15 protein-coding genes and 1 riboswitch are annotated in these 17083 nt (G+C 49.3%); of the genes, 7 read left to right on the top strand and 8 right to left on the bottom strand.

All coding sequences use genetic code 11. The annotated features are described in order from the left end of the window. The first annotated feature begins 208 nt into the window (after positions 1-208). The 4 genes from ABD846_RS09820 to ABD846_RS09805 all read left to right on the top strand — a co-directional run bounded on the left by ABD846_RS09820 (position 209) and on the right by ABD846_RS09805 (position 9213). The gene (locus ABD846_RS09820) at positions 209-5533 is read left to right on the top strand and encodes a T9SS type A sorting domain-containing protein (protein ID WP_344825991.1); all 5325 of its coding nucleotides are present in this window, start codon (positions 209-211) and stop codon (positions 5531-5533) included. A 9-nt stretch (positions 5534-5542) separates the two neighbouring features. Further along, the gene (locus tag ABD846_RS09815; protein WP_344825988.1) at positions 5543-6778 is read left to right on the top strand and encodes a T9SS type A sorting domain-containing protein; all 1236 of its coding nucleotides are present in this window, start codon (positions 5543-5545) and stop codon (positions 6776-6778) included. Between the two features lie 608 nt (positions 6779-7386). Continuing rightward, positions 7387-8058: a T9SS type A sorting domain-containing protein gene (locus ABD846_RS09810; RefSeq protein WP_344825985.1), complete on the top strand. Its 672-nt coding sequence runs from the start codon at positions 7387-7389 to the stop codon at positions 8056-8058. Between the two features lie 411 nt (positions 8059-8469). Next, a complete protein-coding gene (locus tag ABD846_RS09805) occupies positions 8470-9213 on the top strand; it encodes a hypothetical protein (protein WP_344825982.1) in 744 nt (247 codons plus the stop codon). A 365-nt stretch (positions 9214-9578) separates the two neighbouring features. On the opposite strand, the gene tenA is transcribed toward ABD846_RS09805, so the two are convergent. The 4 genes from tenA to thiM are packed head-to-tail and all read right to left on the bottom strand — an operon-like array spanning position 9579 to position 12480. Then, positions 9579-10232 (bottom strand): thiaminase II, encoded by a 654-nt coding sequence (gene tenA, locus ABD846_RS09800; RefSeq protein ID WP_344825978.1) that lies wholly within the window; start codon positions 10230-10232, stop codon positions 9579-9581. Next, positions 10219-11052 (bottom strand): bifunctional hydroxymethylpyrimidine kinase/phosphomethylpyrimidine kinase, encoded by an 834-nt coding sequence (gene thiD / locus ABD846_RS09795; protein ID WP_344825976.1) that lies wholly within the window; start codon positions 11050-11052, stop codon positions 10219-10221. Before thiD ends, tenA begins: the two co-directional genes overlap by 14 nt. Next, positions 11049-11687, bottom strand: a complete 639-nt coding sequence (thiE, locus tag ABD846_RS09790; protein ID WP_344825972.1) for a thiamine phosphate synthase — start codon at positions 11685-11687, stop codon at positions 11049-11051. Before thiE ends, thiD begins: the two co-directional genes overlap by 4 nt. After that, positions 11680-12480, bottom strand: coding sequence for a hydroxyethylthiazole kinase (thiM, locus tag ABD846_RS09785; protein ID WP_344825969.1), 801 nt, complete (start codon positions 12478-12480; stop codon positions 11680-11682). Before thiM ends, thiE begins: the two co-directional genes overlap by 8 nt. A 74-nt stretch (positions 12481-12554) precedes the next feature. Next, positions 12555-12647, bottom strand: a riboswitch (TPP riboswitch). 223 nt (positions 12648-12870) lie between these two features. Between thiM and ABD846_RS09780 the strand changes: the two genes are divergently transcribed. Further along, entirely contained in the window at positions 12871-13746 is an 876-nt protein-coding gene (locus ABD846_RS09780; protein WP_344825966.1) for a TonB family protein, read from the top strand. Between the two features lie 48 nt (positions 13747-13794). Here the strand turns inward: ABD846_RS09780 and ABD846_RS09775 are convergent, their stop codons facing one another. After that, positions 13795-14448, bottom strand: coding sequence for a DUF3800 domain-containing protein (locus ABD846_RS09775; protein ID WP_344825963.1), 654 nt, complete (start codon positions 14446-14448; stop codon positions 13795-13797). A gap of 248 nt (positions 14449-14696) precedes the next feature. Here ABD846_RS09775 and ABD846_RS09770 point away from each other — a divergent pair, with 248 nt between their 5' ends. After that, positions 14697-15311, top strand: a complete 615-nt coding sequence (locus ABD846_RS09770; RefSeq protein WP_344825960.1) for a hypothetical protein — start codon at positions 14697-14699, stop codon at positions 15309-15311. Between the two features lie 41 nt (positions 15312-15352). Next, positions 15353-15760, top strand: a complete 408-nt coding sequence (locus ABD846_RS09765) for a GNAT family N-acetyltransferase (protein WP_344825957.1) — start codon at positions 15353-15355, stop codon at positions 15758-15760. On the opposite strand, the gene ABD846_RS09760 is transcribed toward ABD846_RS09765, so the two are convergent. The 3 genes from ABD846_RS09760 to ABD846_RS09750 are packed head-to-tail and all read right to left on the bottom strand — an operon-like array spanning position 15757 to position 17006. Next, positions 15757-16116, bottom strand: a complete 360-nt coding sequence (locus ABD846_RS09760) for a DUF6970 domain-containing protein (RefSeq protein ID WP_344825954.1) — start codon at positions 16114-16116, stop codon at positions 15757-15759. The two genes, ABD846_RS09765 and ABD846_RS09760, sit on opposite strands and share 4 nt — an antisense overlap. 42 nt (positions 16117-16158) lie before the next feature. Further along, a complete protein-coding gene (locus ABD846_RS09755; RefSeq protein ID WP_344825951.1) occupies positions 16159-16566 on the bottom strand; it encodes a hypothetical protein in 408 nt (135 codons plus the stop codon). After that, positions 16566-17006, bottom strand: a complete 441-nt coding sequence (locus ABD846_RS09750; RefSeq protein ID WP_344825948.1) for a Panacea domain-containing protein — start codon at positions 17004-17006, stop codon at positions 16566-16568. Before ABD846_RS09750 ends, ABD846_RS09755 begins: the two co-directional genes overlap by 1 nt. Between the last annotated feature and the right edge of the window lie 77 nt (positions 17007-17083).

Raw genomic sequence — 17083 nt, 5'->3', positions numbered from 1 at the left:
ATTCATGATGAGGGTCTGCCGTTCTGAGAGAGAGCGGGAAGACATAAAGCGAAGCAATGAACCGTATAGCTTACTTTAAAATTGTTTTATGAGCAAACCCTTCCTTTCCGAACAAGGAGCCGTTCGCTATCTGAAGCGACGGTAACCTGCAATGAATTTCGGCGTAGTGCCGGCGATCCTTTTTCCTTAACCCTTCAATTTTCTTTCAATGAGAAAACTTTTACTCATTGCTGTGCTGCTTATGACGGCATGGCTTTGTAACGGACAATTTCTGCCGGATACGGTAAAGCACGACATTTCCTGCGGCCTTAGCGGCGCATTCCTCCGGTCAATGGTACCGGATACCAGCACGCATAGTGCCGGTAGCGGGGCTTATATCATACCTACGGTTTTTAACCCTTTGGCTATAGATACCTGCGGACGCTTCCGCGTTTTTTATATGGACAGGCAGATTGCACTATCTGGTGGACCTTCTGACGGCTTTGCGCACCCTACCTGGGGTGCATCCCGCAGAAATGTGATGTGCCAGATGCTCACCTATCTGCAAGACAGAATAGATTTAAGCAACATATCCACCGGAGAGTATGTGCGCTTATATATCGACACATCTGCCAGTCCTAGCATCCCGGCCCCCAGTTCCCTGTATAGCACACTCTGTCTGGCAGCCCCTTTTCACTGGCCCGCAGCCAAACATGATACCGTGAATGGCTTTGTATTTGACTATATTACCTCAGGCATTGACCCGAACGCCTCGGGATACCACGGTTATCTGAAGATGAATTTTGACAAAGCCTATGTGCCCACTTCACCACCGGACAGCTTGGTATATAATAATGAGATGCGCAACCCCGGATGCAATGAGTTTGACCTGGCCACCGTGCTTGAGCACAATCTGCTGCATGTGTTCGGTTGGTTCTCCTGGATGGACAGGCTGCATACCGGCACGCTGGATACGCTTTACTCTAATTATGATACCTCCCTACACGGAACTCCTCCCCCCCGGTTGAGCACTAATCCATTTGGTTCTTTAGCACCTATTTATCCTGCTCCATCGCCCGGCTACGGGATGATTCCCTGGGCAAACGGGAAAATGCCGCCGGAAAACTACCCGGTTATTGAAAGCGACTGGTCGCACTGGGATACGCAATACTATACTTCCCGCATGTCTCCCGGAGAGTGGTACTATTATGTGATGACCTATGCCTTTGACCGCGGCAATAAACGGCGTGCGCTTTATAAGGGAGAGATCGAACACCTGCACACCATAGGCTATAACTATAATCCCGTCTTTGCGTTAGATAGCACGGCTAAAATTGCCAACCATATCCCCATTTCCGCAAAAATGGGATCAGATACCATGAACCGCCTGTTTTGGAACTGGCTGTGGAAGACGATGCCGGAAGAGTTCTTTCCTCCGGACTATGTGATCACTAACGACAGCGGCACCAGCGTAACGATCAACCTTTCCGGTAATCCAGACTTTGTGGATGCGGACAGCGATACGATCAGCATTGCCGAGGGGTCGGTAGTGAATATCCGCGGGTGCAGCAAGGGCAGCAACAATCATGGCTGCCTGGTGCTGTCCAATGCCAACCGTACGATAACCTACACGCCGCGGCATAACTTCTATGGCAAGGCGCAGTTCTGCTTCAACCTCCGCGATCCGCTCCAGGAAGGGGGATGTGTGTATTACACGATCGATGTAAAGAAAGGCAATAACGTGACGCTGACTGCAGACACAAACATGGTATTGAATGGGGATTTTGAAGAAGGCTCTGAGGTAAGGACAACGGACAGCAATAACTACCTGATCCGGATGTCTGCCGGTGAACGCGGCTTCATCGCCCACCATTACAGCGACAGCCATCCCTTCGATTTCTCTGCATTCTGGAGCGGTACTGCTATCCGCAACAGCCTGGACACCTGCGGTAGTGGCTACATAGGCTATGTACGATGGGGAAGTGAAAGGATTTCCTTTCCCGCATCAGTAGACCTTGCACTTGGAGCCAAATTCATTCACCCCGAGGCGAAGGGGGCAATCGGCAACCGTTATCAGCCAATGGCAGACACCCTGAACATTTATCTCGCTGATACCATGCGGCACTGCAACAGGTACAAGCTGGAATTCGATGCACGCCGTACCTTGATACCTTCTGCCGGTACCTTTGCCTATCCCTTGTACGACCAGTTCTGCATCGGCTTCTGGTCCGACACGATGTTTTCCTCCAATCTTGTCCCTTATTACTCCAGACCGCTGGCTGTTTTCAGCAGTGATAAGAACAGAGTTGATGAATGGACACACTTTGCCATTCCATTTACTTATTGCCGCGACACCACGGCCAATGTGCTGGCCCTGTACATCAAAGGTCTGTACACCAGCCCTCCGGCGCAGATCATTGACAATATCACATTAAAGCCGATGAGCGACCCGATCAGTTTCCATATTTTGGATAGCGCCAACGGAAGTTGCCAGCGCCGTCTGTTCCCTGATCTGCTGGAAACAGGATGCAGTGGCACCAGCTATGCCTGGCGGAAGTTGGGTGACACGACTGTCATCAGCACCAGCGCAAGTCTCGACATCAGCACCAAAACAGCGACTAAATATATACTTACTATCAGTGGCTCCTGTGGTGGCAGTTATAGCGATACATTTTCGGCTACAAAGCTTTGCCCCTGTTCGGTAGGAGCAGTACTGGGTGCAGCAAAGGATAGTGTACTGCCGTCCAGTCTATCCACTACATTGCTTCCGGGCAAGTACCACCTGACCTCCGACCTGAGTATCACCAGTTCCCTGACGTTTGACAATGCGGAGCTGCTTATCGAACCGGGTGTAAAGATCAGTGTGGCCAGTACGGCAGTGCTCACTTTGGACAGCTCCCACCTGTTTGTATGCCCCGATACCAACAAGCTCTGGAAAGGTATCGACCTGTTGAGCAGCGGCAGCAGTTCCGGACGCATTACGGTGAAAAGCCACAGCCTGATAGAAGATGCAGACACGGCCATCCGTGCGGTGAACCCTCGCACTCCTTCCTCCGGCTATATTGTGAGCATAGACAGTGCGGTGTTCAACCGCAACGTGGTGAGCCTGCTGATGAGCGGCTACACGGCTGTTACAACAGACACCGCTTACCCGGTGCTGGTACAGAATGCAGCCTTTGTGAGCCGTAAGTTCAGCAAAACAGGCAGTACCTACCCGTTGAGCTGGCCGGACTATTACAGCCTGCGGGCACCGATCAGCAATGGTTCCAAGCCTCCGTTTGCGGTGCACAATGATTATGACCCGGTGTATACCAAGAACACCAAATCACCTGTGGCAGGCATCATGCTGCGCGATGTGGGCACCTACTCCGGAGGTAAATACTATGGTCTGCGCATCGGTAATGTGGGCGGTACAAGCTATGATAGTGTATTGGCTAACCTGTTTGACAATACCAGCGCTGGTCTCTATGCGGAACGGTCGAACCTGGACTGCTGGAACAGCTATTTTATCAATATGCAGTATATCGAGACTTCGGCAACGGGCGGGTTCCCTCCACCTGCAAAGGTATATTACCGCGGATGTGGTATTTATGCAGCGGCAACGAGTACTGGTCAGTATCGCCTGTCGGTGATCCAACCGCCTACGGTGAATGGCAATGTGTCTAATAAATTCTTCAATTGCACCACAGGCGTTCAGACATCTGATTTCTACAATACGTTTATCAACAGGTGCCAGATGGCCAGCAGTAATACACTAAGCTCTAATGTCAGTTCCACAGGTGTTTATGTGCAAAATATTGCGCGCAGCTATGGCAGACTGGATGTGTCGGATAATACGATAGGCAATATACCTACGGCTATCTTTGTTTCCCAGAATGTACCTAATGCCAACCGTTCTACCAGCATCGAACGTAACAAGTTGAGCGCTACAAACCCCTGGATGGGCAGTGGAAGCACCAGTGGTCAGTACATGCAGCAGGGCATCAGTGTAAATGGAGTGTACAGTACAGCGGCACTTACACCGGCTGACACGGCAGTGATCAAGGACAATACGCTGAGCGGTGTGTACAATGGTATTGAAGTGAAAGGTATGTCGCTTATCCGTGCTTTGGTGGACAACAACACGATAGGTATGAAATTGAGCGACACCAGCAAAGTGCAATATGGTATCTACGTGGGCAGTACGCAAAAAGGCACGATCCAAAACAATACCCTGACTGGTGATGGCGGTACGGTGAGCAGCAAAAAGGCCAGAGCAGTGTATGCTGCTATGAATACCGATCTTCGGGTATGCGCGAACAGTACGACCAATATAGGCCGTGGATTCGACTTTGCCCTCATACGTCCGCAGACCGGCATCCGCTGGTATGGCAACAGCATGAACAATGGGATTTACGGATTTGTATTGGGAAGTGACGTCGGTAACCTGAATCCTGAGATCGACTTTATGATACTTGTGCCGCCTCTACATTACGGTGCAGGACTGAATACTTGGAGTGGATATGGTGCTGGTGCTTATAACACTTACTGTGAAAATATGAGAGATACTAGGCTGTCTAAATTATATTACAGAACAGGATTGGGGGCAGAAATACCAACTACTAACGGCAGTACGACAACTACCCCTGCTTATTATACCTACACACCGGGTACAAGTCTAATGAATACCGACTACACTTCCAGTTGTCTTGGCAGCAGCCATTTCCCCAGTCGTTATTACCCATTGTCCCGCCTTCGTTCGGTTGGGCCAAGCCTGGCCATGTTGGTATTGGCAGATAGCCTGGGTTACGGACAGGACGGTAAACCCACACAATGGATGGCGCAGCTCTCACTGTATGAAGCAGGGCTGATCGACCCAAGCCTTTCGGACAGCTTTCCCACCTTTGCCACGTTTATGACCCAGGCAGCAGGCAGCCGCTTCGGTTGGGTGACTTCGGTGCAGCAGGCATTGGCTAATGGTGATGTGGAAACAGCAGCAGACCTGATCAGCTACCAACCTTCGGCTACAGGCTTTATACCGATAGATACAGACGTGTCCATCAGTGACTATGCGGAGGCCGACACGGTAGTGGACAACTATGCCGCTTACTTCAACTATTACCTGTCCTACCTTACCGGTACTTTTACCGATACGACAGGCCTGCAGCTGCTCGCGCTCAAATGTCCGTCAGTGGATGGGGCAGCGGTATTTATGGCGCGTACCCTGTTGGGGATTGTAAACGGTGTGCATGTAGTGTATGACGATGACGGCTGTAACCGGAGCAATGCCAGCAGCTATTACCGTATCGGGGACAACCAGGAGGCGACTGGATCTACAGCTTACAGTCTGTATCCGAATCCGAACGGAGGCAGCTTTAGCCTGGTTCAATCGGTGCCCAATGCCGAGACGGTTCCGGTAAAAGTGTACAATGCTTTGGGTATGGTTGTTTACGCATCAAATCTTACCTTTAATAATGGAAGGAGCGATATTCGTCTGACGAATGCGATTCCGGGCGTATACCTTGTTTGTATCGGTAACGGTCAGAGTACCTGTTTACGTTTTGTAGTTCATTAAACTGCTGTCATGAGAACACTACTCATCTGCATCATACTTTTGGTCTGTGCTTTGCCTTCCGGCAGGGCACAGACTAATTATGTACGTAACCCCTCCTTTGAAAGATACGATACCTGCCCGTATCAACTTGATCAATTAATCTTTGCAAATTATTGGAGAGGGGTGATTGACTCAAATACAATTAATACAGGAGGCGAGTTTTATCACAACTGTGCAAATATAAATTTAGATCACATTTGCCATGTTCCCTACAACACTAACTTTTATCAAAATGCGCGCACTGGAGGAGGTTTGGCCGCATGCGTCTTATACTATGACAAAACTGTGCCGTATCCGGCACCCCCTCTGCCAGTAAACTATCGAGATTACTCTCAAGTTCACTTGCATAAATCACTAACACCAAGTAAAGTCTACTGCGTAACCTTTTATATTAATCTTACCGAAGCCTCAGGTTATGCCCACAATAAAATTGGAGCTTATCTAGATGATGGGAGCATCAATACAATTCCGCTTCCTGCCGGATCTGAAGTCACGTCAGTAACTCCGCAAGTTTATACAAATAGTGTAGTGGATGACACGATGAACTGGACAAAAATAGAGGGTACTTTTACCGCAACCGGGAACGAGATATATATTAGTTTGGGGAATTTTGCGAAGAATTCTGACTTAATAATTCATGCATCAGGTTTCGGATTACCTCAATATTCATATTATCTCTTCGACGATGTAAGCGTTGTAGAAAGCGACTTGCCAGCTGTTGCCGGGTCAGACACCTGGGTGGAGGCAGGCAAGACCGTTAAAGTAGGTCGTGTGGGTGATACTACCGCTGAAGCACTTGACTGCAAGTGGTATCATCAGGGAAGCCTGATTGACAGCGGTGCGATTATCTCCGTACCGGGCAATGCAACAGTGGGAGCAACGGACACTTATATCGTGGTGCAAACTGTCTGCGGACTGTCTAAGAGCGATACGGTGCTGGTGCGTACTGTGCCTTTAGGCGTACAGGAGTGGGATATGAAGCATTCGATAACGATCTTTCCAAACCCTGCACACGGATTTATTCACATTCAGTGTATAAGCGATTTGCAAAGTGTGCGCGTTTTTGATTTGAGCGGACGTGTGGTGATACAGCAACCAGCCTTAAAAGGTAACAGTACTTCACTTGATTTACCACAAGGCCTGTACATTGTAGAAATACAAACCGCCGACGGTGCTACCGAAAGGCAAAGGGTGCTGGTGGATTAGCTGACCTTTCTTATACTTTCGTTCATTAACCTGCTGTCATGAGAACACTACTCATCTGCATCATATTATTTGTCTGTGCTTTGCCTTCTGGCAGGGCACAGACAAATTATGTTCGTAATCCCTCCTTTGAACGGTATGATACTTGTCCGTACACAGCAGATCAGTTAATTTTCGCTATTTACTGGCGTGGGATTATTGATTCTAATACAATAGATATTGGAGGCGAATATTATAACTACTGTGCAAATCGAAGTCCCGATCATATTTGTCATGTTCCCGACAACACAAATTTTTATCAAAATGCACATTTGGGATATGGGTTAATTGGATGCCATATTTATTACGATAAAACTTTACCCTCCCCTGGTCCCACTCTCCCCTTTAATTATAGAGATTATGCACAGGTTAGTCTTCACAGAACTTTAGTTGCCGGGAAAAACTATTGTGTTACTTTCTATGCGAATCTCGCCGAATGGTCAGGTTATGCTCACAATAAAATCGGTGCTTTTCTGGACAATGGCAACATTAATAAAATTCCGCTTCCTGCTGGATCGGAAGTTACCTCTGTCACACCACAAGTTTTTATCAATACTGTTGTAGACGATACAATGAACTGGACTAAAATTGAAGGAACTTTTACTGCGAACGGTGATGAGCTCTTTATCACCTTAGGGAACTTTTCTAAAAACTCCGACGTTACGACTATTGTCACAGATTACTATCATCTTTCTTCCCAATATTCTTACTATCTATTCGACGACGTAAGTGTAGTAGAAAGCGACCTGGCAGCAGTAGCGGGGCCAGACACCTGGGTGGAGACAGGCAAGACCGTTCAGGTGGGTCGTGTTGGAGATACTACCGCCGAGGCACTGGACTGCAAGTGGTATCATCGGGGAAGCCTGATAGACAGCGGAGCGATCATTTCCGTACCGGCCAATGCAACTGTGGGAGCAACGGACACTTACATCGTGGTACAAACTGTCTGCGGACTGGCCAAAAACGATACAGTATTGGTACGAACTGTGCCTTTGGGCATACAGGAATGGGATATGAAGCATGCGATAACGATCTTCCCCAATCCCGCCCACGGTTCTATTCACATTCAGTCTATAAGCTATCTGCAAAGTGCGCGCGCTTTTGACCTAAGCGGGCGTGTGGTGGTGCAGCAACCGGCCTTAAAAGGTAACAGTACTTCACTTGATTTACCGCCGGGAGTTTACATTGTAGAGGTGCAAACTACCGACGGTGCTACAGAAAGGCAAAGGGTGATGGTGGAGTAAGTCTATCTTTATGCTGTCCTTGCCGTTCATTAACCTGCGGAAATGAGAACACTCGTCATCGTTATTATGCTGTTTGCCTTCGGGCAAGGCAAATAAATCAGGTGCGTAACATCCCTTTTCTCAATTATTTCCTGCTGCTGTCACACGATCATTAAATTATTTGCGTTAGTATTGCAGCCTTGCGATGAGATCATTATGGCTGCTTTGGGGCCGGATCTCCGCCTCCTGTACTCCGTATTGTTACCAGTCACGCAATAAGGCCTTATTGCCTGTTTACCGTCTTTCAGTGAAATCCAACCAATAGCAATACGTCCACGCATAAGGATATTCCGGTTACTCCATACGCTTGTACCACCATTGCTGCCGAATAAAGGATGAAGCATTGATTCATTCACAAATAAAAAGACGAGCATGAAAAATGCACAAAAGGATACGGGGCATCTGCGCAACTGTACCGCTTTCGAACAACTGGTATTGGTCTGCTCCTCTATAGGCAACCGCTACCGTCCTTCCAATCCTTCCCTTGCGCTGGCCGCCATCAGCGACCTGAGCACTAAAGCCAGTCAGTCTGTTAACGATGTGATGTCGGCGCTCAACAATTATTACATGGCGGTAGACCAGCGTTCCAAACGTTTCGGCGAACTGCCCAAAATGGCCACGCGCGTACTCAGCTACTTCCGCAGTTGCGGCGCTTCCGCAGCAAGTGTGAGCAATGTATTGGCGTACAACCGCAAATTGCAGGGAGCACAAGGGAAGACAACGACCGAAGCTCCGGCCCAGGGTGCGGAACCTGTAGCTCCCGCACCGGTGCGCAGCACTTCCCAGCGTTCCTTCGATCAGCAGGCGCAACATTTTCTGTCGATGGTGGATATACTCGTAAAAGAATCGTCCTACCAGCCGCTGGAAGAGGAACTGTCCGTGTCCGGCCTGTCTGCCCTGCACCAGCAATTACTGCAATCCAGCCTCGCAGTGGCAGACGCGGAACGCCTGCTGGCGGCAGCCCGCGATAAGCGCAATCAGTTGCTGTATGCGGAAGGTACCGGTATCGCAAGTCTGAGCGCCTTCATCCGGGCTTATATACGTGCGGCTTTCGGACAGAACTCGCATGAATATCAGCAGGCAAAGATTCCGGTAATCAAAAAGCAACGTACGTAGTCTTATATCCCCTAAAAAACGGGCTGACCTTTCCGGTCAGCCCGTTTTTTACTTTTGACACAGTTACAGATTCCTTTATTCATCGATTTTTATCCTTTTCCCGGAGCTCTTCATCCGGCTCTCAGAAGCCTTAACGCATTTCCCTGAACTATTCATCCATTTCTCGGAAGCTTTAGTGCGTTTCTCAATGCTCTTCATCCGTCTCTCGGGAGCCTTAGCGAATTTCGCGGAGCGGTTCATCTGTCTCTCAGAAATCTTGGTGCGTTTCCCGGAGTCGTTCATCTGTATCTCAGTGGCCTTAGCGCATTGTCCGGAGCTCTTCATCCCGTTCTCAGAGCTTATAGCCCTGACTATTCCGGACTACTTCAGATATCCCATGTATGCATCCGGTACGCCGCATCCCAGAAAGCAAATTCCATGCGTGCGGCACAGATAAACGCTTCGTTCATCCGCGTTCGTACGGAAGGACTACTTTGTTCCGCGACACGATCGCAGCAGTCGATGGCTCGTCGCACAGAGCGCATGAAGTCTTCACCCGCATACGTGTCGATCCAGCGCTGGTAGGGATTGCCCTTACTGCTATGCCCTGCATAGATATGCGCACCTACTTCGGCATAGATCCTGAAGCAGGGCAGGGTGGCAGCCATGCTCACCTCCACCGGGTCCAGCGCGGCCGTGCTGCGCAAAAAATGCGTGTAATGGTGACAGACCGGCTGCATCACTCCTTTTTCGCTTACGCCAAAATCGGCGAAATACGATGCATGCAACGCCTGCTCCACCACAATAGCGGTTTCGGCAAAACGCGTATAGGTAAGCACATCGCTTACGTCTGCGGCCTTCGCCGCCGTAAGCGCCAGCACCCGTCCGAACTGTTCCAGGTACCGGGCGTCCTGGGCTATATAGAAGCGGAACTTTGCGGGTGGCAGAGTTCCTTCTGAAAGTTCTTTGATAAACGGCATTTCCAGTATCCTGTTGTATATATCAGCCGTGTCCTGCCATATGGTGTCAGACCATCTCATGTTTGATCAGCGTTTGAGGTGCAAAAAAATGATTCAAAGGGCCATTGCCTTTACCGGTGCGCACATCGCTGCCTGCTGCTATCGCCTGCGTTACATACTCCTGTGCGAGACCGAACGCAACTGTTAGCTGTTCTCCCCTGGCCAGGAAGGCGGCAATGGCCGAAGACAGCGTGCAGCCGGAGCCATGTGTGTTGCGGGTGGCATATTTTACCGAACTGTAAGTGTGCCGGTTCCCGGCTGCATCCAGCAGCAGTGAACTGATGACGTCACGCTCGAGGTGACCGCCTTTAAGCAGTACATTCGGACAACCGATGGTCAGGATACGTTGTGCTGCGGGCAGCATATCTTCCGGCTCGCGCACCTCCATCTCCGCGAGGATCGCGGCTTCGTCCATGTTCGGGGTCACCAGCGTGGCAATCGGGAAAAGGCGCTCGCGAATGGTTCGGATCGTTGCTTCTTCGATCAGGCGATGACCGCTTGTGGATACCATCACCGGGTCGAACACAACAGGCAGCTGAGGGTAGGGAAGTAATGCGTCCGCTATGGCGGCTGCCAGTTCCGGTGTATGCACCATTCCGATCTTAATGGCCGCCGGCGGTATGTCTTCCATTACGGCGGCTATCTGTTCGGATACGGCTGATACGGGTATCGGATAGATATTGCGCACGCCCTGCGTGTTCTGCACCGGTAATGCAGTGAGCACGGTAGTGGCATAGCATCCCAGTGCGGAAATCGTTTTGATATCGGCCTGGATGCCTGCGCCACCGCTGCCGTCGAAACCGGCTATGCTGAGTACGGAAGGATAAGTGTACGTTGTCATTTGCTGATTTCATTTTTTAAGTCTGCCGCGGCCCGCTGCGGATCTGCCGCACCGCATATCGCGGATACCACGGCGATACAATCGGCCCCGGCCTGTAATACCTGCCGCACGTTGTGCAATTGCATATTCCCGATCGCTACCAGCGGTTTATCCGTAAGGCTGCGGATCTGAGCGATGCCTTCCAGCCCCCACTCAGTGAGCGTATTGGTTTTGGTAGCGGAGCGGAATACAGGGCTGATACCGAGATAGTCCGCCGCCAGCGCTTTATCGCTGTACACCTGTTCGGTCGCTTCCACCGAATAACCGATGATACGGTTGCGGAACGCTTCCTGGCTGCGCAGGAATACCGGGCTTGCGTCTTCATTACCGACATGCACGCCGGCCGCCTGCATATGTGCCGCCAGTCCCGCATGGTCATTGATGATAAGCGGTATGCCATACAGGCCGCAGAGCGCTTTCATACGGATGGATAGGTCCAGCAGGTAGCCCTCGTCTGCACTTTTTTCACGCAGCTGCACGATGTCTGCACCGCCCAGTATGGCCTGCTCTGTTACGCGCAGTATATCCCTGCCTGCACAGTCGTCCTCCGAAATCACGAGGTAAAGCCGGTAAGGAAACGATTCAGTGTTACGCATGGGAACTGATATTGAGCCGTTGAAGAAAAGTCGCTTCGTCAAGCGTATATAGCGCGTCGAGCAGTTGTGCCTGCAATGATCCCGGTCCGTTGCTGGCGGCAGCGGCGAGCTCTCCGGCAATCGCCAGCATGCTCATGGCTGCTGCCGTAGCTGTGAGCGGTTCGTCGGACACACCGAGGAAAGCACCGCATAACGCTGACGCCGTACATCCGAGTCCGGTTACCTTAGTCATCATCGGATCGCCATTGCGGAGATATAGCGTATCGCTGCCATTGGTAATGATATCTGTTGCACCTGATATGCATACCGCGGAGCCATAAGTCGCAGCTAAACTATACGCAGCACCCTGCGCTTCATTGCTTGCTGCTGTACTGTCCACTCCCTTGGTGCCGGCATTGCTGATGCCGGAAAGCGCCATGATCTCAGAAGCATTTCCGCGGATAAGTGACGGCCGGTATCCGAGTAATGCGGCACATACCTCGTTGCGGAAATTGCTGGCGCCGGCTCCTACCGGGTCCAGCACCCAGGGTTTGCCGGCGGCATTGGCTTCGCGCGCGGCGGTGTACATACAGTCCGACCAGTATTCGTCGAGGGTGCCGATATTGATGACTACAGCGGAGGAGATGGCAACCATGTCCCGCAGCTCCGGACGGGCATGTGCCATGATCGGTGAAGCGCCGGCCGCAAGCAGGGCATTTGCGGTATTGTTCATTACCACATAATTGGTGAGGTTGAGTACCAGAGGGGACTGTGTCTTTACGCGTTGGATAAGCTCCCAGAGTTTTGATTCCATAATGACCTTTTTCAATTACAATAAAATGGCCTCAGGAATAACCGATCCGGAACAAAAGCAGCGTGCAGGGAAGCACGCCGGTTTTTACTTTTCCCTACGACGGTATGAGCCGTGTCAGGTTCCAAGGGACTCTCTCAATTCCTTCCGGAATACCCCTAAAGCGCAGACAAATGTAAAACATCCGGTCAGATAAACGCAATATTTATCCGGCTGTATGTTGCGAACTCCGCGACAAAAGAGAAGATCGTCAGGTTATTGAAAAAATATCAGCTTGCCACCACCTGCACGCAGCAATAGATGGCATGGGGTAGTGCGAGGGTGAACTCTTTTCCGGACGTATTTTCTGTAGGGATTCTGGTTTAACTTTAATGTGCCACATAACCCCCCTGTATGAAACCACTACTACTCATTGTCGCACTGTGCGGCGCAATCCTGCCGGCATACGCGCAGCAGGACTCTTCTACATACTATTTCAATTCGGAGTGGCGCGATACGAGCGCCGTTCATGCAGCTTATTACCGGAAGGCGTTCCGCACAGACGATCATTGGGGCGTACGCGACTACTACATGAATGGCACTTTGCAGATGACAGGTACTTATGCCGATGCTGCAATGAAGATACGCGACGGTGCATTTGTGTATTACGATGAATCGGGTGCACGTGAAAGTTACGGATCTTTTACCCGGGGCATGCGCAGCGGCGAATGGACGGATGTGTATGAGACAGGCGCCGTCAGGTCCCGTGCAGTATATAAAGCCGGCAATATAGAAGGGTGGTGGAACAACTGGTATGCAAACGGAAAGTTGCGTGCGCGCGGTAAATACCGCCATAATAAGGCTGTAGGGCGCTGGAAATGGTATTACGAAAATGGCGTGGTCGCGTCCAGCGAAAAATACCGCAGAGGTAAGCTCAGGAAAGCCACGTTCTACAATGAAGACGGAAGCAGAGTACCGGGTACACCACAGATAGAAGTGATGGCCGAATACAAGGGTGGGGAACCCGCTTTGTACAGATACCTGCAAAATAATATCCGTTATCCTCAGGAGGCGATCGAACAGGATTGGGAAGGAACGGTAGGTGTCCGCTTTATTGTGGATACAGATGGTTCGGTCATTAAGCCTGTGATACGCCGCGGAGCATACCCGGCACTGGACGCCGAAGCACTGCGGGTGGTCCGTTCGATGCCTGCCTGGACACCGGCCCGCTCACACAATTTGCCCGTTCGTGTGTACTTTCTTGTACCGGTGACATTCCGGCTGCAATAGTTTTCAGTTTAAATATTATACTGAATTTTGTTTAAAAAGAATCACGATCTAGAAAAACAATTGCTTTATATGTAATTGTGCGCTCATGATATTGAACCAATTTTGGTATTGATCTTCATATGCGCTCCAAACCATATTTGTGATCCAATCAATAAACTGTATTCCTAAATCGTGTTTACTATCCGTAGGGTTATCCGTTACAATAGCAGCTCTTTCGCGATGAAACCAGATTTGAGTCTGCAGGTAATCTATACAACTGCTGCCGCTTAAGACTTTTACACTCCTGTTATCTCGGGTGATTTTGCAAGTTTCATGGTTTTCTATTTTTTCAATAAGAGATAATCCCATCATGTAGTTATACAGCTTATTACCATCTTGCTGGATATGCCTGGCGACATTTTGCTTTTTTACGGTAATTGCTCCAATGATGAATTCAGGATGCTTTTCAAGCATTTTAATAGTCGCCGCGCAGATGTAATCTTTATGGTGTTTTTTTAATTGCGAAGCTTTGACTTCTTGCTGCGGATTAAATCCGAATTTGGTGTAAAAATCTCTTACCAGTCGGCGAGCTATATTACAATGGGTGACAGGGCATATCAAATAACCTATTGTCAAAAACCGACTCGATCCCCCATCCCTGTATGGTAAATTTAATTTCCAGCCCAAGTCACCACTTTCGTCTAAAAAAACGTGACTTTTCATAGGTATACGCAAAAAAAAATAGCAGACCCTGAAGGCGATGTACTTACAGTACATTTATGATAGTCCGGATGACCGTCACGCTACTTCGAGGATTTACCTGCTACTCAGTGCAAATCTAATGCCATCTTTTAGAATAGCCAAAATTTGGTGCGAAAATCGGACTTTTTTCAGTTGGTTTTATTATTTAATTAGTTGGATAGCGGACTGTTTTTGACATGTAATAACGCAGCTCTATATTTGTGGCCTTCATGATGCGGACGAAATATTTTTTACTGGCCCTGGTCCTGTTTACAGGTCGCAACGCATTTGCGCAGGGCAGGATAAGTTGGGACGGGATCTTTACTCCCGGATTGCAGGATTTCCGTTCGCCGCAGACACGGATCAGTCCCGACATAAAAGCCAACAGCCTCAGCGCAGTTGTACGGATTGAATTCTCTTTTCTGATGTCGAATGGTCAGTTCATGTTCACGAAGAACTTCAACGATAAGGTAGACTGCACTTTTGATCCTTCCGTTTCTTTCCTGGTTGCGCAGGATTCGGCTACCGCATCAGACTTCGTGCAATTTACCTGCTTTTCATTCGACCTTGCGGAACTGTACGCCCGGAAGATGCGCCAGCGGTTGTACGAGGAAAAGCGGGCATTTTCACGCAGCGATTTCTATCAGCCGGTATACGACGAGCTATCCCACGAATACGACGTACGCCGCAGTAATGCGCTGCAGGAAACTGAAATGGGGCGCAAGCGCGAATTGCTTGCGCAATTGCATCAGGCAGTGAAAACGGAGATCGGACAGTTGCCGGATTTCTGCAAAACCTGTAAGCCGGCAAAAAAGAAGCCGTCCCGTATGGATGATCTCAACTGATCACCACAATAATCTGCACATTACGGAGTTTATTACGCTGTATGGACAACCTGATCATAGACACCGACCCCGCTAAGCTGGACATAGCGTATATGACCGCATTTTTGTCACAAACGTATTGGGCGCAGGGGCGGTCTCAGGCGCAGATGCAGCAGTGCGTGGATCATTCGCTTAATTTCGGTGTGTACCTGCAGGGCAGTCAGATCGGCTATGCACGTGTGGTGTCGGACACCGTACAGTTTGCCTACCTGATGGATGTATTTATTGATCCGCTGCATCGCGGTAAAGGGTATTCGCTGCAACTGGTGGATTATATATTACAATTTCCGGAGTTGCGCAATGTGCGGGTCTGGCGACTGGCTTCCAACGATGCACGCGGCTTATACGGGCGTTTTGGCTTTACACCGCTGGCGCATCCTGAAAAAATGATGGAGCGGATACGGCCTTAGTCCTGATAGACCGTTTCCTGGTAAACGGCGTTGCCGAAATCTTCATTATTGATTCGGGTGTTTCCCGCGAATCCTCCAAGGTACCCGATCTCATTGCACTGATCATCCATAACCGTAGCCGCCATATCCGCTCCGCAGTTACCGGGAGCGACCACATATACCTTTTTTCCCTGGAACAGGTATTGTTTTACGGAATTGCCCTTGGGACAGGAGCCTCCGGATTTCAGGAATGCTTCCAGCTTTTTGTCGAGGCAGGCCGGGTATTTCGCTGAAATGCGTCCGGTGGAATGTTTGGAGCAGGCGGCAGAGAAGAGCAGTGCAAAGGCACAAACGCCCAGGGTCAGTGTATGTTTCATAGATGGTCTTATAGGGCAAAGGTAGCCTTGCTCTGCTTTCGGTTAATGCCTGTATACGGAAAAGTTATGATCAATAAATACTACGTGAAACACAAATTTATTGCGGTATCCGACAAAGGGCGCTTTCCCATAAAATCGCAAAGCAAGAAAATGTTCGACATCTGCTGATATTCCGGCAGGAATTCCCGGTTGTATGGCGGATCTGGCTATTTTCTCAGAACCCATTCCATGTCTGTGAGCCAGCTGGATATCTTGCCAGTCCATTTTGGATAAGGTGCATAATCGCTCTACAAAAGAAATTTTCTGTTCTGCAGAACAGGGTTCCAACCCGTAGTCTTTATGTAAGTATTTGAAGCAGAAAATAGGGTGTTTATAATGAACGATGGTTGTCTCTTCACGCGGAGCAAGCGTCGAACTTTTATTTAAAGCTGGTAACTTTATTTTGGTCATCAGTCACGGATAATTAAGTTCTGGAAATAATCCCGGAGCAATTCGTGATCTATTTCCTGATTTCTAGGAGTTTCCATCCAAGGACGTTCCGAATGAGTTAAGTTTCGCAATTTCCATGCAGAGAACTGTCCGTAGACAGACTGGATCTCTTTTATCAGTTCAATTTGCTCAGCCGTAAATGTTCGGTGAGCATCAAAATCTGAAGGGTAAGGCAATCCGGTAGCGCCATATTCTTTAAAGTGATGATACAGGCTTTCAACAACTGGACCATGTTCCCATGCAAGAATAGGTTCGTTGAAAAATGCTGTTCCTTTAATCGCTAAATGAAAACCTTGTGCATAGTAAACCAGTTTCTGCACTTTTAAATTAGAAACATGGTCACCCACTTCCGGCTCGGACAACATTATAAAAGCATTTGCTATGTCTAAAACCTTAACCATGCCGCAAAAATACTTTTAATTTCTTGGCTCCTTTCTTTTTAAATGCTTATTTTCAGTCTTATGCCTGTTCCGTTCAC

Origin of the sequence: Rurimicrobium arvi, assembly GCF_039540495.1 — a bacterium.
In the GTDB taxonomy this organism is placed as follows: Bacteria; Bacteroidota; Bacteroidia; order Chitinophagales; family Chitinophagaceae; genus Rurimicrobium; species Rurimicrobium arvi.
The sequence above is the reverse complement of the archived record's forward strand: the minus strand, read 5'-3'. Positions and strand labels throughout refer to the sequence as shown.